This window comes from Streptomyces sp. NPDC051133, assembly GCF_040682635.1.
Lineage (GTDB): Bacteria > Actinomycetota > Actinomycetes > Streptomycetales > Streptomycetaceae > Streptomyces.
The window spans coordinates 194,310-214,912 of sequence record NZ_JBFBBK010000003.1 but is presented as its reverse complement, the minus strand read 5'-3'; the positions used below and the strand labels follow the sequence as shown (position 1 = coordinate 214,912).

Sequence of the window (20,603 nt, the reverse complement as noted above, 5' to 3'; positions counted from 1 at the left end):
GTTGCCGACCTCTCAGCACGTTAGGGAGCGGGTCGGAGGCGGTCAATGAACGAGGGTCGGCATTACCGAACGCCGCAGCTCGGCGGACCCAAGCCCGTACCGCACGACCGGCGAGGCGTCCCCGGTGGTAATAGGCTCGCCTCATGGCCGGCCCAGTCCAGTCGATCGAACGGGCGGCGGCGATTCTGCGTCTGCTCGCCGGCGGGCCCCGCCGACTCGGGCTCGGCGAGGTGGCGGCCTCGCTCGGACTGGCGAAGGGCACCGCCTACGGCATTCTGCGCACGCTGCAGCACGTGGACTTCGTGGAGCGCGACGCGGCGACCGGGAAATACCAGCTCGGCGCCGCGCTGCTGCACCTCGGGACGAGCTACCTGGACATCAACGAGCTGCGCTCCCGCTCGATCAACTGGGCCGACGCCCTGGCCGCCCGCAGCGGGGAAGCCGTCCGCCTGGGCACGCCCCTGGAGGGCCAGGTCCTCGTCATCCACCACGTCTTCCGGCCGGACGACACGCTGCAGACCCTGGACGTCGGCTCGCTGCTGCCGCTGCACGCCTCCTCGCTGGGCAAGATCCTGCTGGCCTACGGGACGGCGCCCTTGGAGTCGGCCACGGAAGCGGGACTGGAGGCCTACACCCGGCACACCCTGGTCACCCCGGAGCAGCTCGACCGGGCGCTCGCCGAGGTCCGGGAACACGGGTGGGCCACCGAGGTCCAGGAGATGAGCATGGGGGACGCCGGGCTCGCCGCGCCGATCCGAGGGCATGGCGGCCTCGTCGTCGGCGCCATCTGCCTGTCCGGGCCCGTGGAGAGGATCTGTGACAGCCAGGGGCGCCCGCGGCCGGCTCTGCTCACTCTGCTCCGTGAAGCCGCGCGGGCGATCTCCCGAGACCTGGGCGCCGCGCGCTGGTAGGCCCGGCCCGGTCTTCCTCAACCGTCGGAAGGCACAGCGATCATGGTGGAACGGTACGTAATGTCCATCGACCAGGGCACCAATTCCACCCGATGCATTCTGTTCGACCACCGCGGACGGCTGGTCTCGGTCGCCCAGCGGGAGCACCAACAGCATTTCCCCCGGCCCGGATGGGTCGAGCACGACGCCGTCGAGATCTGGCAGAACCTGCAACGCGTCGTCCCCGAGGCCCTGTCCGTCGCCGCCGTCGACGCCGACCGGATCGCCGCCATCGGCCTGGCCAACCAGCGGGAGACGACGGTGGTCTGGGACCGGCGGACGGGTGCCCCCATCGGCAGGGCGCTCGTCTGGCAGGACACCCGCACGGCGTCGCTGGTCGAGGAACTCAGACGACGACCGGGAGACGAGTTCTTCCTGGAACGCTGCAGTCTCGTGCCCTCCACCTACTTCTCGGCACTGCGGCTGCGCTGGCTGTTCGACCACGTCAAAGGGCTGCGCGAGCGCGCCCAGGACGGCGAGGTGCTATTCGGGACCATGGAGAGCTGGCTGATCTGGAACCTCACCGGGGGCGCCGACGGCGGCCTGCACATCACCGACGCCACCAACGCCAGCCGCACCATGCTCATGAACATCCGCACCCTCACCTGGGACGACGAGCTGCTGGCCCTCTTCGGTGTCCCCCCGCCCATGCTGCCCGAGATCAGGCCATCCGCCGAGACGTACGGCGAGGCCGGCGCGCTGCTCCCCGGCGTCCGCATCACCGCCGCCCTCGGCGACCAGCAGGCCGCCCTCTTCGGCCAGACCTGCTTCTCCCCGGGGGAGGCGAAGTGCACGTACGGCACTGGCAGCTTCCTGCTGCTCAACACGGGCACCGATCTCGTACGGTCGCGGCACGGGCTGCTCACGACCGTGGCCTACAAGATCGGGGACCAGCCGCCGGTCTACGCCCTGGAGGGTTCGATCGCCGTCACGGGCTCGCTCGTCCAGTGGTTCCGTGACCGCCTCGGGCTGATCAGCAGCGCCCCCGAGATCGAGACCCTCGCGCGGACGGTCGAGGACAACGGCGGCTGCTACATCGTCCCGGCCTTCTCGGGCCTGTTCGCACCCCGGTGGCGCAGCGACGCGCGCGGGGTCATCGTCGGCCTCACCTCCTACATCACCAAGGGGCACCTGGCCCGTGCCGTCCTGGAGGCCACCGGCTGGCAGACACGCGAGGTCGTCGACGCCATGAACGCCGACTCCTCCGTCCCGCTGAAGCAGCTCAAGGTGGACGGCGGCATGACGGCCGACAACCTGCTCATGCAGTTCGTCGCCGACGTGCTCGACGTCCCCGTGGTGCGGCCCATGGTCGCCGAGACGGTCTCCCTCGGCGCCGCATACGCCGCCGGTCTCGCCGCGGGCTACTGGCCCGACCTGGAAGTCCTGCGCCGCAACTGGCACCGGGCCGCCGAGTGGCTGCCCGCGATGGATCCCGTCCGCCGGGAGTCGGAGTACGAGAACTGGCAGCGAGCCGTGGAGCGTTCCCTGGGCTGGGCCCGATCCTCGGAGCCCACCTGACCGGTCAGGGCGCCGACCGGTCCGGGCGCCGGCCGACGCGGACGCCGGCCGGTCAGGCTCTCGGCCCGTCAGACCACCGGACCCAGCCGGTCCAGCTCGCTCCCGATCGCCGCCCGCAGCACGTCGTGCCGCGGCCCGAGCCGGTACCGCTCGTCGCTCCACCGGTCGGGCGGATACAGCCACACGGGCTTGCCCGCCGACTCGGCCGGCTCCCAAGCGAACCGCGGCCAGACGTGGGCGTGCAGGAACGGGTGCGTGTTCCCCAGGATCTCCAGATTGACCCGGCGGAAGTCGCCGTCCAGACGCCGGCAGGCCCGCTCGACCGCCTCGCCCAGCCGGTCCATGTCGGACAGGAACGCCAGCCGTCTGGCCCTCGGCAGGTCGGACAGCCGTTGCACACCGGGTTCGTCGACGAGGAGAACCGAGTAGCCCGGCAGGAACTGGACATCGCCGATCACCGCGAACCCCGCCTCGAGCCGCCGCAGTACCGTCGGGTTCTCGCCCCGCAGAGCGGCCCCGATCCGGTCCGCCCGCCAGTCCCGGCTGTGTTCCCCTGTCATGATCCCAACCTACCGTCGCCCGGTGGCCGGGCCGGTGCCCGGTAGGCGGCGCGGTACTCGCTGGGCGTCATGCCCACGGCCGTCCGGAAGGCGCGGGTGAAGTCGGACGCTCCGGGAAATCCCCAGCGGGCGCCGATGGCGTGGATGGGGACGTTCTGCTGAGCCGGGTCGGCCAGGGCGCGGCGGCACTGCGCGAGACGCTGCCGGCGGACGTAGGCACAGACCGTGGTGCCCTGCTCGTGGAAGACGCGGTGCAGACAGCGCGTCGAGACGAAGTGCGCGGCGGCGATGGAGCCCGGGGTCAGACCGGGGTCGCTCAGGTGCGCATCGATGAAGTCGACGATCTGCTCGAACAGTACGCGCTGCCGGGACCCGTACGGCAACGCGCTCCGGCCTCCGCCCTGATGCGCGAGCAGGGCCGCCACCAGCTCGATCGCCGTGGCGCCGATCCGGGGGCCGTCCTGCGGGGCCAGGTCGGCATGGGTCTCGGCCAGTCCGGTCAGCATCTGGCACAGCAGCCGGCCGATGCCGGACCGCCCGGAGAACGCCCTGCCGCACTGCGGCGCCGCGAGCTGTTCGCGCAGGGGCAGCAGACGCCGGGGGAACTGCAGGACGAGGCTGCGCGCGCCGTCACCGTCCGGTCGCGGGCCCACCATGGCTTCGAACGGCCGTGAGCTGTCGTAGAAGACCAGGTCGCCCGGGCCGAGAGCGGTGCGGTGCCCGGCCTGATCCATCCCCTGCCCCCCTGAGACGATCCATGCGAGCTGATACAGCTCGGGGTCGCTCCGCCGGATGAGACGGGGCGTGCGCCGGGAGGTGAGCGGCGTGTACGACAGCTCCGAGAGCTGGACGGGGCCGCAGGTCATGGTCTGGATCCGTGCCCTCATCCTGCTGCCGTCGGTGAAGGTGGTGCGGGTCGGCATGAGGGCCGTTTCCGTGGTCTCGCTCCAGGCCGCTCTCCGCTCCGTGGGCGGCAGTTGAGCTGTGTCCAGCACCGTGGTCGGCATGGCTTTCCCCCAACAGGTCGTGCGGTCGCCCACGATGATCCGCGGTGCCGCGCGGCGGACGGAAGTGCGTTGCGCGCCAAGCCGGTCGCGTAAGGCGTGCTACGGCGGCTCTCTCCGGCGCCGCATGGGTGGCCGGTCGAGCACTTCGACGTACATGATCCGGCCGTCCACGACGTCCAGGCAGAGCATGCCCCGTGAGGGCAGGAGCGGCACGCATCGATGGCCGGGGCCGTACGGCTGCCCCTGCGGATGGGGCGCGGTCCGGAAACTCTGGCAGAAGTCGTCGCCGCAGCCGCACGCGTCGACCAGGCGCAGATCCCAGGCGCAGATGGCCAGTTCGCGTTCTCCTTCGCTCTCCAGGAGGGTGATCAGCTCGGCGGTGAGTTCCGGGAAGACGTCGCGGACGAGGGGATGGTCCTGCTGCATGGGCGGAGGGTAGCGGAGGCAGCGTTCACCAGCCGTCGACGCGGTCCCATCGTGCCTGCACGACCGGGGCCGTCTCCGTCGGCCGCGCGCTGTCGATCACGTGGTAGCCGCGGTGCTGTGCCGCGGTGGCGCAGGCGTGGTTGGGCAGGATGCGCAGCCGGGTGCCCACGGGCAGGTCGGGCAGGCGGGCGCCGTCGCGGGCGGTGAGGGTGCCGTGTTCCTGGCTGGCGGCGGTCATGACCAGGCCCGGGATCAGGTCGCCGGCCAGGTCGGTGACGAGGCCGTAACCCTGGTCCTGGGCCTGTACGGCGGTTCCGCGGTCGCGGGACATGGACATCCAGCCGCCGTCGGTGATGATCCATCCGTATTCGGGGCGGTGGCCGATGACGGTGACGACGACCGACAGGGCGAGGTCGGCGAGGTCGCAGACGCCGAGGCCGGCCATCACCAGGTCGAAGAAGACGTAGTTGCCCGCGCGCAGTTCGGTGACGCCGGTGAGGTCCTCGGCGGCGTGGGCGGTGGGGGTGGAGCCGACGCTGACCGTGGCCACGGGCAGGCCGGCCGCACGCAGCCGTTCGGCGGCGGCGACGGCACTGTCGCGTTCGTTCTCCGCCGCCAGGCGCCGGTCCTCGGCGGTGCGGGCGTAGTAGGACTCGCCCGCGTGGGTGAGCACGCCGTCCAGGCAGCCCGCCTCGTGCAGGACGCGGCCGATCTCCGGCAGCCCCGGGGCGTCGGGCTTGAGGCCGCCACGGTGGCCGTCGCAGTCGATCTCGATCTGGGCCGGGATCGGAAGGCCGGCCCGGCGGGAGGCCTCGGCGACGGACGCCGCCTGTTCGGAGCTGTCCAGCAGGACGCGCAGCCGGACGCCACGGCGCAGCAGCGCGATGACGCGGGGGAGTTTGCGGGGGTCGATGCCGACGGCGTAGGTGATGTCCGTGTAGCCGCCGTCGGTGAACGCCTCGGCCTCGGCCAGGGTGGAGACGGTGACGGGGCAGGGGGTGCCGTGCCGCAGGAGGGCGGCGACGTCGAGGCTCTTGGCCGTCTTCACATGGGGACGCAACGCGACGCCGAGCCGGTCCGCCCGGGCGGCCAGCCGCTCGATGTTCCGCCTGACCCTGTGGACGTCGACGGCGGCGAACGGGGTGTCGGGGTCGGCCAGGGTCGGGGCGGGCTCGGGGCGGGTGGTGCCGGCGGGCGTGTTCACGGGAAGGTGTCCGTCTCCTCACCTGTATGGACTGACTGTCCAGATCTGGAAAATCAGCCTAAGGATCTTGCCTGTGGTTGTCCACCGTGCGGCGGCGCCCAGTGAGGTGGATGTCGATGTACCGGGCGAGGGTCGGTCCGCCCTTCGGGTCGTCCGCCCGGAACGAGATGCGCCGGAGCAGGCCGACCGCGTCCAGGGCGACGCCCTCGCGGGCCAGGACGAACACGAGGACGAGGAAGGCGGACCGGGCGTTGCCGTCGTCGAAGGGGTGGAAGAAGCAGACGTCGAGATGGGCGCGTGCCGCGCGGGCGGTCAGCGGGAGGGGCCGTTCCGCGTCCCTCGCGCTCTCGGCCAGGCAGGCGTCGAGGCGGGCCCGTGTGTCCGGGCCGATGCCGTAGCGCTCCCGGCCCCGCTTGGCGAAGGCGGGCAGATCGCGGAACGGTGGGGGCTCGGGCGTGCCCAGGACGTGCTGCTGCCAGCCGCGGAGCAGCGCGAAGTCGAGCGGGGCGTCGCGGGCCGCGGCGGTCCGCACGAGTTCCAGGGCGGCGAGCAGGCCCTGGGCGCGGGCGGGGTCCACGGCGGCGTCGAACACACGGATGTCCTCGGCGGCGCCGTCGAGCGACGGGGGCAGCGGCCCCGCTCCGCCGTCCTGCGGGCAGTCCTGCCAGGGCACGGCCTCGCGTATCGCCAGCCAGCGCCGCAGGTGGTCGGGCGCCGGCTCGGCGGGTGCCGCCGCGGCATCCGGCCGGAGCGACTGCGCGAGCCGTTCCGCGACATCGTCGACCAGCGCGTCGTGGGGGCCGGTCCAGCTCAGGAACCGGCCGCCGACGGCCTCGTCGACCAGGTCGGCCGCCACCTCGGGTGCGACGCCCCAGCGGCTGAGGAACCAGGTGAGGACTTGATGGCAGTGCCCGTGCCAGCCGCTGCCGCACCCCGTGCGGTCGGTCACCTGAAGGATCAGGTTCCGGGCGGCGCGCTCCCACAGGATCCGCTGGTCCTCGATGCCGGCCAGATCCAGCGGGTACGCCTCGAACCGTCAGGCGAGCCTCTCCAGCCACTCGCGCCACTCGCACAGCGCCGCGACGACACCGTCGAGCGTCTCCTCCGGGGTCGTGATCGAGTCCCGCGGGCAGCACCACGTGCCGACCGGACCTCCGTCGAAGTCCCCTTCGTCGTGCGACCAGCGCCAGCCGATGGTCCAGCGGCCGTAGTGTTCCACGAGGGCGTGCGACATGGCGTCGGCCCAGGGCTCGCCCTTCTCACGGCACCAGGCGTACAGGGCCGGGTCGACGATGTGGACGTCGGGGCGGCGTGGCACACGCCGGGCCGGCCCGAGAGAGCGCACCACCCGCTCCGCCGCCGCGGCGTCGAAGGGATGCCGGGCGGGGTCCACCTCGTCCCAGCTCAGAGAGCCGGGAAAATGAGCGACGATCACCGCGCAAGCCTGCCGGATCGGCCCAGTTCCCGTGCAAGCCATTTTCCGCGGGGCCGGGAGACGAGGAACGGCCAGGTCGGCGGTGTTCAGCCGGCTAGCGGTCGGCTTCGGGCGATCCGGGCTCCTCGTCCGCGGCCGGGCGGTCGGCGGGCTCCTCTCCCTTGCGTTCCGCGGTGCGGGACGGCTTGTCCTTGCCGGCCCGCGCCTGCTCGTTCTTGAGGTGCTCGCGCACCTCCTCCGGCTTGTCACCCAGCTGTTCCATGGCCTGTCTCCGATCGCTCGGGTACCGGCGCCGCCCGAGAGGGTACCGGTGGCGCCGTCACCGCACAGCCTTGCACGCGGCCCTGCCGGCGGCTCGTCGAGCCCGTGCACCGTCGTGGCCCCCGCCCGGCCTGCCGGGCGCCCGGGGTTTGGCCCGGCGGAACGTCGTGAAGGGTCTCAGCCGAACGGGACCACTGCCGAGGGGGAGATCACATGAGGATCGTCATCACGGGGGCGTCCGGATTCCTGGGGGGCCGGCTCACCGACACGCTGCTGCGCACACGGAGCTTCGGCGGCACGCCGATCGACCGGCTGGTCCTCGCCGACCGCGTCGTGCGGCCCGGCTCCCCGGCGGCGACCGACCCGCTGGTGGACATCGTGCACGGCGACCTCGTCGACCGCCTCGACGACGTGTTCGCGCGGCCGGTCGACGTCCTGTTCCATCTCGCCGCCGCCGTGTCGGCCGAGTGCGAGGCCGACCTGGACCTCGGCCTGCGCGCCAACCTGGACACCACCCGCGCCCTGCTCGACGCCGCCCGGGCGCAGACCGCCGGCGGCGGGCCGAGGGCGCGGATGGTGTTCTCCAGCAGCCTCGCCGTCTACGGCTCCCACCCGGCGCTGCCCGTGCCGCCGGCGATCAGCGAGTCGACGCCGCCGTTGCCGCGGTCGAGCTACGGAACCCAGAAGCTGATCTGTGAGCACCTGATCGCCGACTACACCCGCCGCGGGCTCCTCGACGGCCGTGTCGCCCGTCTGATGACGGTCGCGGTCAGGCCGGGCCGGCCGAACGCGGCCGCCTCAGGCTTCCTGTCCGGCATCATCCGCGAACCCCTCGCGGGACACCCTGCGATCTGCCCGGTCGACCCCGGCCTGCGCGTGGCCCTGGCCTCGCCGCGCCGCACGGTCCAGGGGATCCTCCGCGTCGCGGAGGCCGAGCGCGGTGCCGGGCCGGGACGGCTCGAAGGGCCGATGCCCGTCAACCTTCCCGCACTCACGGTCTCGGTCGCCGAGATGCTCGCCACGCTGCGACAGGTGGCCGGCGACGCCGTCGCCGGTCTGGTGACCGTCGCGCCCGACCCTGCCGTCGAGGCCATCGTGGGCTCGTGGCCCGCCGTGTTCGACAACGCACGCGCCGCCGCCCTCGGCCTCGCACCCGACCCGGACTTCCTGTCGGTGGTGCGGGACCACCTCGCCGAGCAGACGGACGCGTCCTGAACGGCCGGCTCAGAACGCGTGGAACTCCTCGAAGGGCGGCTCGAACGAGGGGTCGGGCAACCGGAGAGCCCGGAAGCGGCTCCGCGGTCCGGCCGCGGGGCCGGCGTCCTGCGCCGTCGCCGGTTCGGCGGGGAAGGCGTCGGCCATCACCGTCCAGCCCAGGTTCCGCTCGAAGTAGCGCACGGCGGTGCGCACCGACGGTGCCCAGTCGTCGTCGAGCACGATCAGGCCGCCCGGCCGGACGATCTTCCGCAGGAAGTAGAGGTCGACGAAGACCTCATGGAACCGGTGACTGCCGTCCACGAACGCCGCGTCGGCGGTGAGGCCCTCGGTGAGAAGCCCGGGCAGCGCGATCGACGAGGGAGCGAGGACGAGCGAGGCGATCGCGTCCAGCCCGGCGGAACACAGCAGTTGCCAGCCGACGTTGGACCAGTCGCGTTCCTGGAACGGGTCGATGACGACATGCCGGGGACGCGGCGCGTCGACCGTGATCAAAGCCTCGCCGATCGCGAGCGCCGAACTCGCGTACGCCAGACCGACCTCGACGACCGTCTGCACGCCCTCGGCGACCAGCAGGTCGCGCAGCTGGTCGCAGTGGTGCTCGGGCACGGTCACCGTGTCGAAGTCCGCCTCACGGTCCCGCGTCCGTCCGGGCCCCTCCCGCGCCAGCCGTCGCCGTACCTCGCGCACCCGCGTCCTGCGTTCGTCCATGCCCACCGTCCCGGCCGCCGGTCCCCGCCGACAGAGCATCCTCCTACGACGGGTGGCGTGTCACGGCCGTCCGCGTGACCGGCACGGCCGCCCCGTAGCCGCCCGTGCCGAGCGGGGCGAGCCGGCGGGTCAGCACGGATGTCGTGGTGGCCGGTGCCCTCCTGGTCGAAGAGGGTCCCGCCGGCGGACACGTCCCGGGCGGCGGGCCTGAGCACGCGTACTCAACCGGCATGGGTGCGCGGTCGTTTGCGCCGGCCGTCGGCGGAGCCGCGGGAGTGGGCCGGAGACCGGAGGGGCTTGCACGCGTCGAGCGAAATGCAATCCCCGCCGGTCTCGGGCCGCACGGTTCCGGCCGCACGGTTCCGGCCGCGCCGATACAGGAGGACTACCGGCCGAACAGCTCGAAGGCCACCGCCGGCGTTCCGCCGAAGCGCGTGGCGACGGCTGTCGTCTGGGCGGTCAGGAAACCGCGGACGTAGGTCTCCGGATCCTCGTCCGTCAACGCCTCGATGTAGGTGCGGTGTTCGAGGAGCGAGCGCACGGCACGCTCCAGGCCCGGGGTCGCCTCGACGGCGTGCGTGGGACTGACGGAACCGGCGACGGCCACCCAGCGAACGCCGTTCCAGGGCTCCAGGCCCTGCTCGGCGAGTTCGGGGAAGATCCAGCGGTTGCCGGCGTCCGCGGCGGCGTCCAGGGTCGCCCGGCCGACGGCGACGTGGTCCGGGGTGTTCCAGGCCGTGCCGCCCCAGGTGTCGCGGTGGTTGAGGGTGATGACGAGTTCGGGGCGATGGCGGCGGATCGCGGCCGCGATGTCCCGGCGCAGCGCGGGGCCGTACTCGACCACTCCGTCCCGGTGGTCCAGGAACTCCACGCGGGTGACGCCGACGACGGCCGCGCTCGCCCGTTGCTCGCGCTCGCGCAGCGGCCCGCACACGCCCGGGTCGAGGGTGTCGATGCCCGCCTCGCCGCGGGTCGCCAGCACATAGGCGACCTCACGGCCGGCGTCGGTCCAGGCGGCGACGGCCGCCGAGCAGCCGTACTCCAGGTCGTCGGGGTGTGCCACCACGGCGAGGGCCCGCTGCCAGTCGTCGGGCAACGGCTGCAGGTCGTTGATCTTCGGCTCGGTCATGGGCTGCAAGACTACGTCGATCGCGGCACCCGGCCCACCGAAGGAGAGCCTCGCAGTGACGACCTCGGCCGAAGCGTTCGCCCGCATCAAGATCCGTGTCGCCGCCGCGCTGTTCGACGGCGATGAGATCGCCCTCATCCACCGCACCCGGAACGGCCAGGACCACTTCACCTTGCCGGGCGGCAACGTCGAGTCCGGCGAACCCGTCCTCGACGCACTCGCACGCGAACTCGACGAGGAACTGGGCCTGGACCTCGCGGAGGCGAGCGGCGCGCCGCGACTGACGTGGATCCGGGACGCCATGGTCACCCGCCCCGGCGGCACCCCGCCTCGCAAACTCCACCTGGTCTTCCGCGTCCACATCGCCCACCACACCCGCGCCGGGCTGCGCACCGTCGAGTACGACGACACCGTCGGCGCCGGCCATCTCACGTGGAGGCCCTACAGGGACACGGCCGCCCGGGCCCTCTTCCCACCGGTTCCGCTCGCCGAACTCCCCACGCCCACCGCGCCCGTCGACGCCGCCGAGGCCCTCCTGCCGCCCCTGGACGACACCAACTACCGGTGGCTGTAGGGCGATCCGGTTCCGCCGCCCGACGCAGAGGCCCTGCCCGGGTGACCCGTCCTCCCGTCGACCCGGCATGATGATCGTCATGACGTCGATCGCCCGGACCCCGATCACCGGCCTGGACCTCACCGGATTCACCGAGCGCGAGCCCGGCTTGTGGACCGACGAGGCGGGACTGATCCTGTCGGTCCACTTCTTCCCCCTCGTCCCGGACCTGCCGGCCCCGCTGCACGAACCGGAGCGCCTGCGATACGGGTGCGCGCAGGGGACGGCGGGGGCCGGCGGCGGCCTCATCGAGGCGACCGTGGGAACGGTGGACGGGCTGCCGGCGCTGCGCCAGCTGGTCAAGATGCCGCTGCAGAGCAGGCAGGGGCAGGCCTTCATCGGCAGTTGGACGCTGCCGAAGGACCGCTGCAGCACCGTGGTGAAGGTGCAGTCCGCGGAGGGCACGACGACCGGTCTGCGGGAGGCCCTGGTGATGAACCAGGTCGGACCGGCCGACTACTTTCAGCCCCACCCGTACGCCGGCGGCGGCCTGCCGTACCACGTGGCCGACCTGGAGCAGTGGGACGCCCAGTTCCCCGACCACCCCCTCACCCTGGTACGCGCCGCGCTGCACCGCATCACGCCGACGGTCACTCTCCACGACCAGTTCAAGACCCTGCCCCCGTTCACCGGCCCCACGCCGCCCCCGGCGGGATGACGTGCAAGGCTTCAACGACGCCGTGTCCTGAGCGCTCGGACCGACCACTCGATCACCGGCGCCAGGGGCTCCGGAGCCGGCCAGCCATTGATGACCGCGAGCAGGCTCAAGTACCGGCTCCAGCGTGGGTCGTTCACCGCTTCCAGACGGTGCAGCAGCCAGTCCCGCAACAGGCCGTCGTCGGGGCGGCCCACGACGAGCGCGCACCTCGCGGTGAGCTCCGCGACCACGGAATCGGCCTGCGGCGAGTCCGGACGGACGCCGGACGCCACGGCCGATTCGACGATGCCGCGGGTCACGGCGAGGACATCGGGCCGAGGCGGGGTGGCGGCGCCGTCGGGCAGCTCGGCCGCGTACGCGTCGACCAGGCTTCCGGCACCGGCGCGGAAGCCCGCGTCCGCGGACAACTGCGCCAGCTCCACCCACGCTTGGACCTGTTCCGGCGTGGGGCTGTCGGGCAGCTCGGGCGTCAGCGAACGCCGGACGGCGCCGAGACCGGCCGTTCCCCAACTGGCGTCCTCGAAGATCGCATCGAGGAACGCGTCTATCAAGCGGCGCCTCTCCGCTTCTGACAGGGTGGCGAGTCGGTGCATGCGTTCCATCTCCTCGAAGGTGGTGTCGTGGCCGGCCGCGATGGCGAGCACCGCCTGCCGCAGACGCAGGATGCCGATCTGTACCTCCAGGGCGGCGGCGTGCTCGGCGGCCACCTCGCTGAGCGTGCGTTCCCGATCCATGACGCGCCGGATCACATCGAGGCCGAAACCGAGGTCGCGCAGCGTCCGGACGAGACCCAGCCGGGCGACGGCGTCCGGACCGTAACGGCGGTACCCGGCAGACGTACGACCGGCCGGCCGCACGATGCCGCGGTCGGAGTAGAACCGGATCGTCTTGACCGTCAGCCCGGTGCGCCGCGCCAGTTCACCGATCGAACACAGAGTGCCGCTGTCCATGTCCCCACCCTGATCTCTCCCGCTGGGGGAGAGTCAAGTCTCCGTGGAACCTGTGGTCGGCAGGGGAGATCCGCCGCGTCCCGCGGCCGGTCTACGACACTGCCCCGTTCCCGTCCCGAAGCCGCTCGGCGAATGCCCGCGCGGCGGCCAGATCGGCGTCGTTCGGGCGCTGCTTGTTGATACCGCCGACGAGCTTGAAGGGCGCCCACGTGTCGAACGCCCGGCAGGAGAAGCTCCCGTCCACCTCGAAGCCCTTGCTGCGCAGGAGCCGGATCAGGGGGCGGGTGAACGGCGCCCACGGCATCTGGGGGAGCCCGCTGGTGGCGAACACGAACGCCCTGCCCGGTCCGGGCGGGAGTGCCCCGGCGAACTCGGTCAGACGGGGATGGAGCCTGCCGTGGAAGACGCCCGAGCCGAATCCCACGAGATCGGCCCCGGCAAGCCCGGCCGGATCTGCTTCCCCGGGCCGGACGACCTGCGCGTCCAGTACCTCGGCCATGGTGTCGGCGACACGGCGCGTATTGCCGTGTGACACGGAGGCACACACGATGACGACCTTCATCCTCACGATCCCCTTTCCGGCTACCGCAGTGGGGACCGCGCAGCGGCGCCGGATGTGACACCGGAGGACGGAGAACCGAGGGCACGGACGGACCGGAAGGCGCTCCGTTCCCCGCCTTCCCGGGCGTCCTCAGCGAGGGCCGATCGAGCGGACGAGGTCGATGCCCCGGCCGAGATTGTCGACACGTGCCTCCAGTGTGTCGCCGGCCGGGTACAGGCGTACGGTGTCCACGCCCGCCTGCTGCCAGACCTCGAGGCGCTCGCGGACCATGCGCTCGGTGCCGATCAGCGTCGTGGCCAGGACCATGTCGTCGGTGACCAGGGCGGCGGCGCCGTCGCGGTCACCGGCCTGCCAGCGTTCCCGTACCTGAGCGGCGACGTCCGCCCATCCCTGGCGGCTGTAGGCGTTGTTGTAGAAGTTGGTGGAACCGGAGCCCATGCCGCCGAGCGAGAAGGCGAGTTCCTTCTTGCGGCTGCCCACGATGCCGGCGAGGTCGCCCTCGTCGGCGACGACGTTGATCTCGGCGCCCTGGCAGACGTCGAGCTGTGCCCGGGTGCGGCCGGCGCGGGCGAGTCCCGTGTCGAGGTGGGTGAAGTAGGCGTCGGCGCCCTCGGGGACGAAGCTCGTGCCGAGCCAGCCGTCGGCGATCTCACCGGTGAGCTCCAGCATCTTCGGGGAGAGCGTGGCGAGGTACACCGGAACGGACACCGCCGCCAGGCTCAGGCGCATCGGGCGGCCCTCGCCGTCGGGCAGCGGGATGGTGAACCGGCGCCCCTGGTAGGCGATCCTCTCCCCGGCGAAGGCGCTGCGGATGATCTCGACCGTCTCCCGCATCCGGGTCAGCGGACGGGCGAACGGGATGCCGTGCAGGCCCTCGACGACCTGGGGGCCGGACGCGCCGAGCCCGAGCAGGAAGCGGCCCTCGGACAACTCGGCGAGGGTCATCGCGGTCTGCGCGACGGTCACCGGGGAACGGGTGGCGAGCTGGATGACGCCTGAGCCGAGCAGCATCCGGTCGGTGCGGGCGGCCAGGTACCCCAGCGGTGAGGGGGCGTCGCTGCCCCAGGCCTCGGCCACCCAGCAGATGTCCAGCCCCAGCTTCTCGGCCTCCAGGACGAAGTCGACGGTCTCCCGCCAGGTGCCGCCCGAGGCCTCGATGGTGGTCGCGGTGCGCATCACTTCTCCTTCTCGGCGAGATCCTTGAGGGCGGCGAGGTTGGCCTTCATGCCGGTCTCGAACTCGCGGAGCCTGACGAACACGATCTTCTGCTCCTTGTCGGGCATGGCCTCGATGGCGAAGGTCAGCCCGGAGGGGGCCGGCCCCATCTGCGCCCACTGCTCCAGCACCGTCCCCGGACCCTGCCGGGTCAGCGTGAAGCGCCACACGCTGGAGGGGTGGCCGGGGTCGCCCACCGCCCAGCCGAAGCACCGGGGGGCCGCGCAGTCCACGACCGTGCTGACCGTCTCCCAGCTGCCCAGGTCGGGATGGGCGCTGCGGCCGAGGAAGCGGCTGCCCGGCCGCGGTTCGGCCGCGCCGTCGAGCCACTCGACCTCCTGGAGCTCCGCACTCAGGCGAGGCATCAGGCGGATGTCGCTCACCAGCGTCCACACCCGTTCCACCGGTGCGTCGATGTACGTGCTCACGGACACCGTCGGGGTGTCCGCGTAGACCTGTCCCGTCCATTTCATGGGCACGTGACTCCTCTTCGCGAGTGACGTGCATAGTTGCGTATTGAGACTGACTCCCGCAAGGGCTGGAGCACGCATTGGCCTGCTGAGTTTCGGTGAGAGACTCGTATCATCGGTCCATGAGGCGCACGACGTTCGCGAACTGGCCCTGCTCGGTGGCCAGGAGCATGGACCTGCTCGGCGACCGGTGGACCCCGCTGGTGCTGCGGGAGGCGTTCTACGGCATCCGCAGGTTCGACGACTTCCAGCAGGAGCTGGGCATCGCCCGCAACACCCTGACCGAGCGCCTGCGTCGGCTGGTCGACGCGGGCCTGATGGAGAAGCGCGTCTACGAGACCCAGCCGACCCGGCACGAGTACCTGCTCACCGAGCCGGGCCGTGACTTCTTCCCCGTGCTGCTGGCGATCGGCGCCTGGGGCGACCGCTGGCTCGCCGAGGAGACGGGAGCCCCGGTCACCACCCGCCACGAGCCGTGCGGCCACGACACCCGCGCCGAAGTCGTCTGCGCGCACTGCAAGGAGCCCCTGGCCTGGGAAGACGTCACCCCACGACCGGGCCCCGGCTACCCGCCCGGGCTGCTGGACCGCCCGGACGTCCGCCGACGCTTCAAGCTCGACGCCGCGGAGGCACCGAAACCGACCGATCACTGACCTGCGAGGGGCGGGGTGTGGGTCAGCTCGCCGTGATACATGTACGCGTCGCCCGCGTGCAGCAGCCACCGTCCGTCGGCGGCGCGCACGGCGACGCCCGCATGCCTCACCGAGTGACCGGCCAGCGGGGCCGCACCCGTGAGCGTCACGGGTGCGGCCCCTTCCTCCTCACGAGGTCGTGGTTCGGACCGGCGGAGTGGGTCAGACGGCGGCGCCACCGCCGGCGCTCTTGCGGCGGCGTACGACGAACACGGCGCCCGCGCCGACCGCGACCGCGGCACCGCCCGCGAGGCCGATCAGCGGCAGCGCGGAGTCGGAGCCGGTCTCGGCGAGGTGGCCCTGGGGCTCGATCTTGTTGTTGCCGGTGGGCTGCTTCTTCGGCAGGGGCTTCTTGCCGCCCTGCGGCTTGGCGTCACCGGAGTCGCCCGGCGTCGCCCCCGCCTTGAGGATGTCGAACTCGTAGAAGCTGTCGTCGCCCGAGTAGACACAGTTGCCCTCGTCGTCGGCGTACATGCCGATGCTGACGGCGTAACCGAGCCCCGCGGGCGCGGACTTGTCGACGCTCAGGCGCATGTCGATCGAGAAGGACTCGTGGGCCTTGACCTCGGTGTAGCCGACGTATCCGGCGCCCTCGTCGCTCTCGTCCAGGGAGATGTTCTCCCACGTGCCGGACGAGGGGTCCTTGAACTGCAGGGTGAGGTGGCTGGTGTCCTCGATGAAGTCGTCGTCGTTCACCTGCGCGGCGAACACACCGAGGTCCACGCGCTGGTAAGCGTGGTCGCCGGAGTTGTTCACGTTCAGCGTGAAGCCGTGGAAGCCACTGCCGGCGACGACCTTCGACGGCAGACCGGAGAGGGTGGTGTGCAGGTCCTTGTCGAACTTCGGCTCGTCGGTGTCCGCGCATTCCGCCGGGAACCCGGAGGGCGAGGGCGACGCGGAGACCGACGCCGAGGCCGACGCCGGCGCCGAGGGGGAGGCCGCGGCATCGGGCGACGCCGACTCGGCGGCCGCCGGGCTGGATCCGGCCACCGCCGGCGAGCTGTCCTGCGCGGCAGGCGTGGATTCCTGACCGGCCGGGGTCGTGTCGTCGGTGGACGGAGTGGTGTCGTCGGCGGCGGGCGTGGACTCGTCCACGCTCGGAGCCGTCTCGGTGACGGCGGACGACGGACCGTCCTCGTCCGCGTACGCGACCGGGGCCGTGAGCAGCACGGCCGGGGTGATGGCGGCCGTCGCTGCGGCGAGGGCCAGGGAACGGCGAAGCTTCATGCGAACCTCGGGGCGTAAGTGATCAATGTGTTCGCAGTCATGACCCGGCGAGGCGGTCAAGAGTTGCCCCAGCACTCACACTTTCTTTATATGATCCACGTCACACATGGCCGAAAGTGACCTGTGGGACGTGCGGGAGCGCCCCCGCCCTACGCGGCGATGACGGCGACACCCGTCCTGCCTCCGTCGACATCCACCACCGTGCCGTGCACGAAGGCCGCTTCGTCGCTCGCCAGCCATACCACGGCATGCGCGATGGCGTCCGGTGTGCCGACGGCACCGGCCGGGGTGCCCTTCATCATGATCTCGCCGGGATGGGGGTCGCTGCCCGCCGCGGCCGGGGGCAGGATCACGCCCGGGGAGACGGCGTTCACCCGCACGCCCGCCGGGCCGAACTCCGCGGCCCATGCCCGCGTGGGCCGTGTCGTCCGGCGGATTCGCCGGCACGGCCGTACAACCCCTGAGCCGCGTGACGGGTCTTCACCACCGTACGAACCAATCCGGCCTTTCGGTACAACTCGTTCGAACGGGGGAGCCCATGAGCTTCGTCCGCACCCATGTCCGCGGCGTCGCGACCGCCGCCTGCACTCTTCTCATGGCGATCGGCCTCGGCGCCGCCGACGCCGGGGCGTCCGACGCCGGCACCGCGGCACCGAGGACCCGGCTGATCGCCTCCTCCGTCCTCGGCGGCGACTACAAGGTCACACTGACCGCAGTGCGGTCGACGCAGGACCCGTACGCCGCCTCCGTGCGGCTGCGGGTCTACACGCACGCCAAGGGCGTCTGGAAGGAGTCCGACCGGGTCACCGTGGGTGATGTCGACGGGTGGTTCTGGTACCCGCTCACGGGCAGCGGTGCCGTCTGCGCGTTCTCGGCCGCGAGCACGGAGCCCGCACCCCTGACCGTGAGCCTGCTGATCACGCCGTCGATCGGCTGCTCCGGGCCGGCGCACTACGTCGTCAAGCAGGGCCGGGTGTTCGCCGGCTGACGCGCGAGGTGCGGAGGGGGCGGGGCGGTCGGATTCGAACCGACGTCCTCCGAGATGCTGTCGCGGCGCACTACCTCTGTGCTACGACCCCGCCTTGCCGTTGATCATACTCCGGAACTCCGGGAGCGCGGCGAGGAATTCTGGTGTTTTACAGTGTCTGCCGTCAGATCCGGCGACAGGACGCGTGAGGTAATCGCGAACATGGCGACTGAAACTCATGAGTTTCAGGTGGAGGCCCGTCAGCTGCTGCAGCTGATGATCCACTCGGTCTACTCCAACAAGGACGTCTTCCTGCGTGAGCTCGTCTCCAACGCCTCCGACGCGCTGGACAAGCTGCGTCTGGAGAAGCTGCGGGACGACTCGCTGGACGCCGACGTCTCCGATCCGCACATCGAGATCGGCATCGACGACGACGCCCGCACCCTCACCGTGCGGGACAACGGCATCGGTATGTCGTACGACGAGGTCGTGCAGCTCATCGGCACGATCGCCCACTCGGGCACCGCGAAGTTCCTGCGGGAACTGCGGGAGAGCAAGGACGAGGCCGGAGCCGAGGGGCTCATCGGCCAGTTCGGGGTCGGCTTCTACTCCGGCTTCATGGTGGCGGACGAGGTCAGCCTGGTGACCCGGCGCGCGGGCGAGAGCCACGGCACCCGCTGGTCGTCCCGAGGGGAGGGCACGTACACGCTGGAGACGGTGGACCGCGCTCCGCAGGGCACCTCGGTCACCCTCCACCTCAAGCCGGCCGACCCCGAGAACCAGCTCCACGACTACACCGCCCCCTGGAAGATCAGGGAGATCGTCAAGCGGTACTCGGACTTCATCACCTGGCCCATCCGGATGCTCCCCGAGGACTCCGCCACCGCCGACCCGAGCGACGGGGCACCCGGACCCGAGACGCTCAACTCGATGAAGGCGCTGTGGGCGAGGCCCCGCGACGAGGTGTCCGACGACGAGTACCACGAGTTGTACAAGCACATCGGCCACGACTGGCGCGACCCGCTGGAGACCGTTCGCCTCCAGGCGGAGGGCACGTTCGAGTACCAGGCCCTGCTGTTCCTGCCGGCGCACGCCCCCTACGACCTGTTCACCCGGGACTACCAGCGCGGCCTGCAGCTGTACGTCAGGCGCGTGCTGATCATGGACGACTGCGAGGCGCTGCTGCCGCCGTACCTCCGCTTCGTCAAGGGCGTCGTCGACGCGGCGGACCTCTCGCTCAACGTGTCCCGCGAGATCCTCCAGCAGGACCGGCACATCGAGATGATGCGGCGACGGCTGACCAAGAAGGTGCTGTCCACGCTCAAGGACATGAAGGCCAAGGACCAGGACCGGTACGCCACGTTCTGGCGGGAGTTCGGCACGGTCCTGAAGGAGGGACTGGTCACCGACTCCGAGAACCGCGACGCCATCCTCGCCGTCGCCTCCTTCACGAGCACGCACCACGACACCGAGCCGACCACCCTCCAGCAGTACGTGGAGCGGATGAAGGAGGGTCAGGACGACATCTACTACCTGACCGGGGAGTCCCGGCAGAGCATCGAGAACTCCCCGCACATGGAGGCGTTCCGGGACCGCGGCATCGAGGTGCTGCTGCTCACCGACCCCGTCGACGAGGTGTGGGCCGACGCCGTCGGGGAGTACGAGGGCAAGAAGCTGTGGTCCGTCGCCAAGGGGAGGATCGACCTCGACGCCGAGGAGGAGGGGACCGGGACCACCGAAGGCGAGCGGGAGCAGCGGGCCGAGGAGTACGCCGGGCTGCTGGGCTGGATGGGGGAGCAACTGGACGAGGACATCAAGGAGGTACGGCTGTCCTCCCGCCTCACCGTCTCCCCTGCCTGTGTCGTCTCCGACGCCCAGGATCTGACCCCGGCGCTGGAGAACATGTACCGCGCGATGGGCCAGGAGGTGCCCACCGCCAAGCGGATCCTGGAGCTCAATCCGGACCACCGGCTGGTGAAGGGCCTCAATCAGGCCTACAAGGAACGCGCGGACCACACCGAGCTCGCCGAGACCACCGAGCTCCTCCACGGCCTGGCGGTGCTCGCCGAGGGCGGCCGGCCGAAGGAACCGGCCCGGTTCGTACGGCTGATGGCGGACCGGCTGGAGCGCGCGCTGTAACCCTGACGGCGAGGTGGTGCCGGGGCACGGCGCCTCGGCACCACCCGCGGGTCATCTGATCCCGCCCTCAAGGGTGTCCGCGCTCCAGGTGGTCAGACGGTCCGCGAGAGCACCCGTGCCGTCGAGGACGTGCCGGGAGAACGCCTCCCGCTCGTGCGCGAGCAGTGCCGCCTCCCAGACGCAGGGCGCGAGCCCCGCCCGGCCCGGCCGAAGCTGTGCCGGCTGCCCGGCCGGGCCGGTGAACACGGCCAGATCCGACATGTGGCCCTCGATCCAGGTGTGCACGAGGACATAGTCGCCGTCACCGCCGGCGTGCACGATGAGCACCGCCAGGCCCAGCGAACCGCGCAGCCGGCCGAGCGCCAGATGGCCCGCGGCCACCTCCAGCGCCGCGTCCACGGCCTGGGGACCGACCGTACGCCCCGGCGTCCGGAGCGCGTACACCTTCAGCAGATGACCGGCGACCGCCCGGGCTCCCAAGGCGCCGGCGATACGGGCGTGGTGGCCGTCGGCCAGTGCCGACAGGCCGACCGCGTCCACGGCCGGGGGCAGTTCAGTGTGAAGATCCATCCGGCCATCGTCGGGCCTGGCCCCGCACGCGTCCAGGTCCGGGCCGGCACGCCCCGTCACGCCGGCATCGTGCCGCGGGCTCGCCGCCCGGGCCGCCCGTCCGTGGAGCTGAGACTCGGGGTCG

Annotated in this window: 24 protein-coding genes, 1 tRNA gene and 1 pseudogene; 8 read left to right on the top strand and 18 right to left on the bottom strand. The window is 71.7% G+C overall.

What is annotated here, in order from left to right; translation table 11 throughout:
* The first annotated feature begins 143 nt into the window (after positions 1 to 143).
* Complete coding sequence (locus AB0N17_RS05405; protein ID WP_366009790.1) at positions 144 to 911, top strand: IclR family transcriptional regulator; 768 nt, start codon at positions 144 to 146, stop codon at positions 909 to 911.
* 42 nt (positions 912 to 953) lie between these two features.
* Positions 954 to 2,468 (top strand): glycerol kinase GlpK, encoded by a 1,515-nt coding sequence (gene glpK / locus AB0N17_RS05400; protein ID WP_366009789.1) that lies wholly within the window; start codon positions 954 to 956, stop codon positions 2,466 to 2,468.
* Positions 2,469 to 2,536: 68 nt separating this feature from the next.
* On the opposite strand, the gene AB0N17_RS05395 is transcribed toward glpK, so the two are convergent.
* The 7 genes from AB0N17_RS05395 to AB0N17_RS05365 all read right to left on the bottom strand — a co-directional run bounded on the left by AB0N17_RS05395 (position 2,537) and on the right by AB0N17_RS05365 (position 7,362).
* Positions 2,537 to 3,028: a diadenosine tetraphosphate hydrolase gene (locus AB0N17_RS05395; protein WP_366009788.1), complete on the bottom strand. Its 492-nt coding sequence runs from the start codon at positions 3,026 to 3,028 to the stop codon at positions 2,537 to 2,539.
* On the bottom strand, positions 3,025 to 4,035 hold the full coding sequence (locus AB0N17_RS05390; protein ID WP_366009787.1) for a helix-turn-helix domain-containing protein: 1,011 nt from the start codon (positions 4,033 to 4,035) through the stop codon (positions 3,025 to 3,027). The genes AB0N17_RS05395 and AB0N17_RS05390 overlap by 4 nt, the downstream gene beginning before the upstream one ends.
* A gap of 99 nt (positions 4,036 to 4,134) precedes the next feature.
* A complete protein-coding gene (locus AB0N17_RS05385; protein ID WP_366009786.1) occupies positions 4,135 to 4,461 on the bottom strand; it encodes a hypothetical protein in 327 nt (108 codons plus the stop codon).
* Positions 4,462 to 4,486: 25 nt separating this feature from the next.
* The gene (locus AB0N17_RS05380; RefSeq protein ID WP_366009785.1) at positions 4,487 to 5,665 is read right to left on the bottom strand and encodes a DSD1 family PLP-dependent enzyme; all 1,179 of its coding nucleotides are present in this window, start codon (positions 5,663 to 5,665) and stop codon (positions 4,487 to 4,489) included.
* A gap of 58 nt (positions 5,666 to 5,723) precedes the next feature.
* The gene (locus AB0N17_RS05375; protein WP_366009784.1) at positions 5,724 to 6,614 is read right to left on the bottom strand and encodes a Fic family protein; all 891 of its coding nucleotides are present in this window, start codon (positions 6,612 to 6,614) and stop codon (positions 5,724 to 5,726) included.
* A gap of 87 nt (positions 6,615 to 6,701) precedes the next feature.
* Positions 6,702 to 7,100: a hypothetical protein gene (locus AB0N17_RS05370; protein WP_366009783.1), complete on the bottom strand. Its 399-nt coding sequence runs from the start codon at positions 7,098 to 7,100 to the stop codon at positions 6,702 to 6,704.
* Between the two features lie 94 nt (positions 7,101 to 7,194).
* A complete protein-coding gene (locus AB0N17_RS05365) occupies positions 7,195 to 7,362 on the bottom strand; it encodes a hypothetical protein (RefSeq protein ID WP_366009782.1) in 168 nt (55 codons plus the stop codon).
* A 212-nt stretch (positions 7,363 to 7,574) separates the two neighbouring features.
* Here AB0N17_RS05365 and denD point away from each other — a divergent pair, with 212 nt between their 5' ends.
* Positions 7,575 to 8,576, top strand: a complete 1,002-nt coding sequence (gene denD / locus AB0N17_RS05360; protein ID WP_366009781.1) for a D-erythronate dehydrogenase — start codon at positions 7,575 to 7,577, stop codon at positions 8,574 to 8,576.
* A gap of 9 nt (positions 8,577 to 8,585) precedes the next feature.
* Here the strand turns inward: denD and AB0N17_RS05355 are convergent, their stop codons facing one another.
* Together AB0N17_RS05355 and AB0N17_RS05350 are read right to left on the bottom strand one after the other, a co-directional pair.
* Positions 8,586 to 9,287, bottom strand: a complete 702-nt coding sequence (locus AB0N17_RS05355; RefSeq protein WP_366009780.1) for a class I SAM-dependent methyltransferase — start codon at positions 9,285 to 9,287, stop codon at positions 8,586 to 8,588.
* Between the two features lie 385 nt (positions 9,288 to 9,672).
* The gene (locus tag AB0N17_RS05350) at positions 9,673 to 10,416 is read right to left on the bottom strand and encodes a PIG-L deacetylase family protein (RefSeq protein ID WP_366009779.1); all 744 of its coding nucleotides are present in this window, start codon (positions 10,414 to 10,416) and stop codon (positions 9,673 to 9,675) included.
* Between the two features lie 55 nt (positions 10,417 to 10,471).
* Between AB0N17_RS05350 and AB0N17_RS05345 the strand changes: the two genes are divergently transcribed.
* Positions 10,472 to 10,990 carry an NUDIX hydrolase gene (locus AB0N17_RS05345; RefSeq protein ID WP_366009778.1) on the top strand — a complete coding sequence of 173 codons (519 nt, stop codon included), beginning with the start codon at positions 10,472 to 10,474 and terminating at the stop codon, positions 10,988 to 10,990.
* A 79-nt stretch (positions 10,991 to 11,069) separates the two neighbouring features.
* Positions 11,070 to 11,687: a hypothetical protein gene (locus AB0N17_RS05340; protein ID WP_366009777.1), complete on the top strand. Its 618-nt coding sequence runs from the start codon at positions 11,070 to 11,072 to the stop codon at positions 11,685 to 11,687.
* 11 nt (positions 11,688 to 11,698) lie between these two features.
* On the opposite strand, the gene AB0N17_RS05335 is transcribed toward AB0N17_RS05340, so the two are convergent.
* The 4 genes from AB0N17_RS05335 to AB0N17_RS05320 form a co-directional block, all read right to left on the bottom strand.
* Positions 11,699 to 12,637: a MerR family transcriptional regulator gene (locus AB0N17_RS05335; protein ID WP_366009776.1), complete on the bottom strand. Its 939-nt coding sequence runs from the start codon at positions 12,635 to 12,637 to the stop codon at positions 11,699 to 11,701.
* 91 nt (positions 12,638 to 12,728) lie between these two features.
* Positions 12,729 to 13,199, bottom strand: a complete 471-nt coding sequence (locus AB0N17_RS05330; protein WP_366009775.1) for a flavodoxin family protein — start codon at positions 13,197 to 13,199, stop codon at positions 12,729 to 12,731.
* A gap of 129 nt (positions 13,200 to 13,328) precedes the next feature.
* A complete protein-coding gene (locus tag AB0N17_RS05325) occupies positions 13,329 to 14,375 on the bottom strand; it encodes an LLM class flavin-dependent oxidoreductase (RefSeq protein ID WP_366009774.1) in 1,047 nt (348 codons plus the stop codon).
* Positions 14,375 to 14,887: an SRPBCC family protein gene (locus AB0N17_RS05320; RefSeq protein ID WP_366009772.1), complete on the bottom strand. Its 513-nt coding sequence runs from the start codon at positions 14,885 to 14,887 to the stop codon at positions 14,375 to 14,377. Before AB0N17_RS05320 ends, AB0N17_RS05325 begins: the two co-directional genes overlap by 1 nt.
* 119 nt (positions 14,888 to 15,006) lie before the next feature.
* On the opposite strand from AB0N17_RS05320, the gene AB0N17_RS05315 reads away from it, so the two are divergent.
* Positions 15,007 to 15,537, top strand: coding sequence for a helix-turn-helix domain-containing protein (locus tag AB0N17_RS05315; RefSeq protein ID WP_366009771.1), 531 nt, complete (start codon positions 15,007 to 15,009; stop codon positions 15,535 to 15,537).
* On the opposite strand, the gene AB0N17_RS05310 is transcribed toward AB0N17_RS05315, so the two are convergent.
* The 3 genes and pseudogenes from AB0N17_RS05310 to AB0N17_RS05300 form a co-directional block, all read right to left on the bottom strand.
* Positions 15,531 to 15,686, bottom strand: coding sequence for a hypothetical protein (locus AB0N17_RS05310; RefSeq protein WP_366009940.1), 156 nt, complete (start codon positions 15,684 to 15,686; stop codon positions 15,531 to 15,533). The genes AB0N17_RS05315 and AB0N17_RS05310 overlap by 7 nt on opposite strands.
* Positions 15,687 to 15,738: 52 nt before the next feature.
* Positions 15,739 to 16,803, bottom strand: a complete 1,065-nt coding sequence (locus AB0N17_RS05305; RefSeq protein ID WP_366009770.1) for an LAETG motif-containing sortase-dependent surface protein — start codon at positions 16,801 to 16,803, stop codon at positions 15,739 to 15,741.
* 149 nt (positions 16,804 to 16,952) lie between these two features.
* Positions 16,953 to 17,219: pseudogene (locus tag AB0N17_RS05300) on the bottom strand (SDR family oxidoreductase); the annotation flags it as partial.
* 122 nt (positions 17,220 to 17,341) lie between these two features.
* On the opposite strand from AB0N17_RS05300, the gene AB0N17_RS05295 reads away from it, so the two are divergent.
* Complete coding sequence (locus tag AB0N17_RS05295; RefSeq protein ID WP_366009769.1) at positions 17,342 to 17,791, top strand: hypothetical protein; 450 nt, start codon at positions 17,342 to 17,344, stop codon at positions 17,789 to 17,791.
* A gap of 18 nt (positions 17,792 to 17,809) precedes the next feature.
* On the opposite strand, the gene AB0N17_RS05290 is transcribed toward AB0N17_RS05295, so the two are convergent.
* Positions 17,810 to 17,884 (bottom strand) — tRNA-Leu (locus tag AB0N17_RS05290).
* Between the two features lie 108 nt (positions 17,885 to 17,992).
* Here AB0N17_RS05290 and htpG point away from each other — a divergent pair.
* The gene (htpG, locus tag AB0N17_RS05285; RefSeq protein WP_366009768.1) at positions 17,993 to 19,909 is read left to right on the top strand and encodes a molecular chaperone HtpG; all 1,917 of its coding nucleotides are present in this window, start codon (positions 17,993 to 17,995) and stop codon (positions 19,907 to 19,909) included.
* A 51-nt stretch (positions 19,910 to 19,960) separates the two neighbouring features.
* Here the strand turns inward: htpG and AB0N17_RS05280 are convergent, their stop codons facing one another.
* Complete coding sequence (locus AB0N17_RS05280; protein ID WP_366009767.1) at positions 19,961 to 20,479, bottom strand: hypothetical protein; 519 nt, start codon at positions 20,477 to 20,479, stop codon at positions 19,961 to 19,963.
* Positions 20,480 to 20,603 lie beyond the last annotated feature (124 nt).

Excerpts from the sequence above, each read along its gene's own strand:
- AB0N17_RS05405 (WP_366009790.1), top strand. The coding sequence starts at position 144 with ATGGCCGGCCCAGTCCAGTCGATCGAACGGGCGGCGGCGATTCTGCGT.
- glpK (WP_366009789.1), top strand. The coding sequence starts at position 954 with ATGGTGGAACGGTACGTAATGTCCATCGACCAGGGCACCAATTCCACC.
- AB0N17_RS05395 (WP_366009788.1), bottom strand. The coding sequence starts at position 3,028 with ATGACAGGGGAACACAGCCGGGACTGGCGGGCGGACCGGATCGGGGCC.
- AB0N17_RS05390 (WP_366009787.1), bottom strand. The coding sequence starts at position 4,035 with ATGCCGACCACGGTGCTGGACACAGCTCAACTGCCGCCCACGGAGCGG.
- AB0N17_RS05385 (WP_366009786.1), bottom strand. The coding sequence starts at position 4,461 with ATGCAGCAGGACCATCCCCTCGTCCGCGACGTCTTCCCGGAACTCACC.
- AB0N17_RS05365 (WP_366009782.1), bottom strand. The coding sequence starts at position 7,362 with ATGGAACAGCTGGGTGACAAGCCGGAGGAGGTGCGCGAGCACCTCAAG.
- denD (WP_366009781.1), top strand. The coding sequence starts at position 7,575 with ATGAGGATCGTCATCACGGGGGCGTCCGGATTCCTGGGGGGCCGGCTC.
- AB0N17_RS05355 (WP_366009780.1), bottom strand. The coding sequence starts at position 9,287 with ATGGACGAACGCAGGACGCGGGTGCGCGAGGTACGGCGACGGCTGGCG.
- AB0N17_RS05350 (WP_366009779.1), bottom strand. The coding sequence starts at position 10,416 with ATGACCGAGCCGAAGATCAACGACCTGCAGCCGTTGCCCGACGACTGG.
- AB0N17_RS05340 (WP_366009777.1), top strand. The coding sequence starts at position 11,070 with ATGACGTCGATCGCCCGGACCCCGATCACCGGCCTGGACCTCACCGGA.
- AB0N17_RS05335 (WP_366009776.1), bottom strand. The coding sequence starts at position 12,637 with ATGGACAGCGGCACTCTGTGTTCGATCGGTGAACTGGCGCGGCGCACC.
- AB0N17_RS05330 (WP_366009775.1), bottom strand. The coding sequence starts at position 13,199 with ATGAAGGTCGTCATCGTGTGTGCCTCCGTGTCACACGGCAATACGCGC.
- AB0N17_RS05325 (WP_366009774.1), bottom strand. The coding sequence starts at position 14,375 with ATGCGCACCGCGACCACCATCGAGGCCTCGGGCGGCACCTGGCGGGAG.
- AB0N17_RS05320 (WP_366009772.1), bottom strand. The coding sequence starts at position 14,887 with ATGAAATGGACGGGACAGGTCTACGCGGACACCCCGACGGTGTCCGTG.
- AB0N17_RS05315 (WP_366009771.1), top strand. The coding sequence starts at position 15,007 with ATGAGGCGCACGACGTTCGCGAACTGGCCCTGCTCGGTGGCCAGGAGC.
- AB0N17_RS05305 (WP_366009770.1), bottom strand. The coding sequence starts at position 16,803 with ATGAAGCTTCGCCGTTCCCTGGCCCTCGCCGCAGCGACGGCCGCCATC.
- AB0N17_RS05295 (WP_366009769.1), top strand. The coding sequence starts at position 17,342 with ATGAGCTTCGTCCGCACCCATGTCCGCGGCGTCGCGACCGCCGCCTGC.
- htpG (WP_366009768.1), top strand. The coding sequence starts at position 17,993 with ATGGCGACTGAAACTCATGAGTTTCAGGTGGAGGCCCGTCAGCTGCTG.
- AB0N17_RS05280 (WP_366009767.1), bottom strand. The coding sequence starts at position 20,479 with ATGGATCTTCACACTGAACTGCCCCCGGCCGTGGACGCGGTCGGCCTG.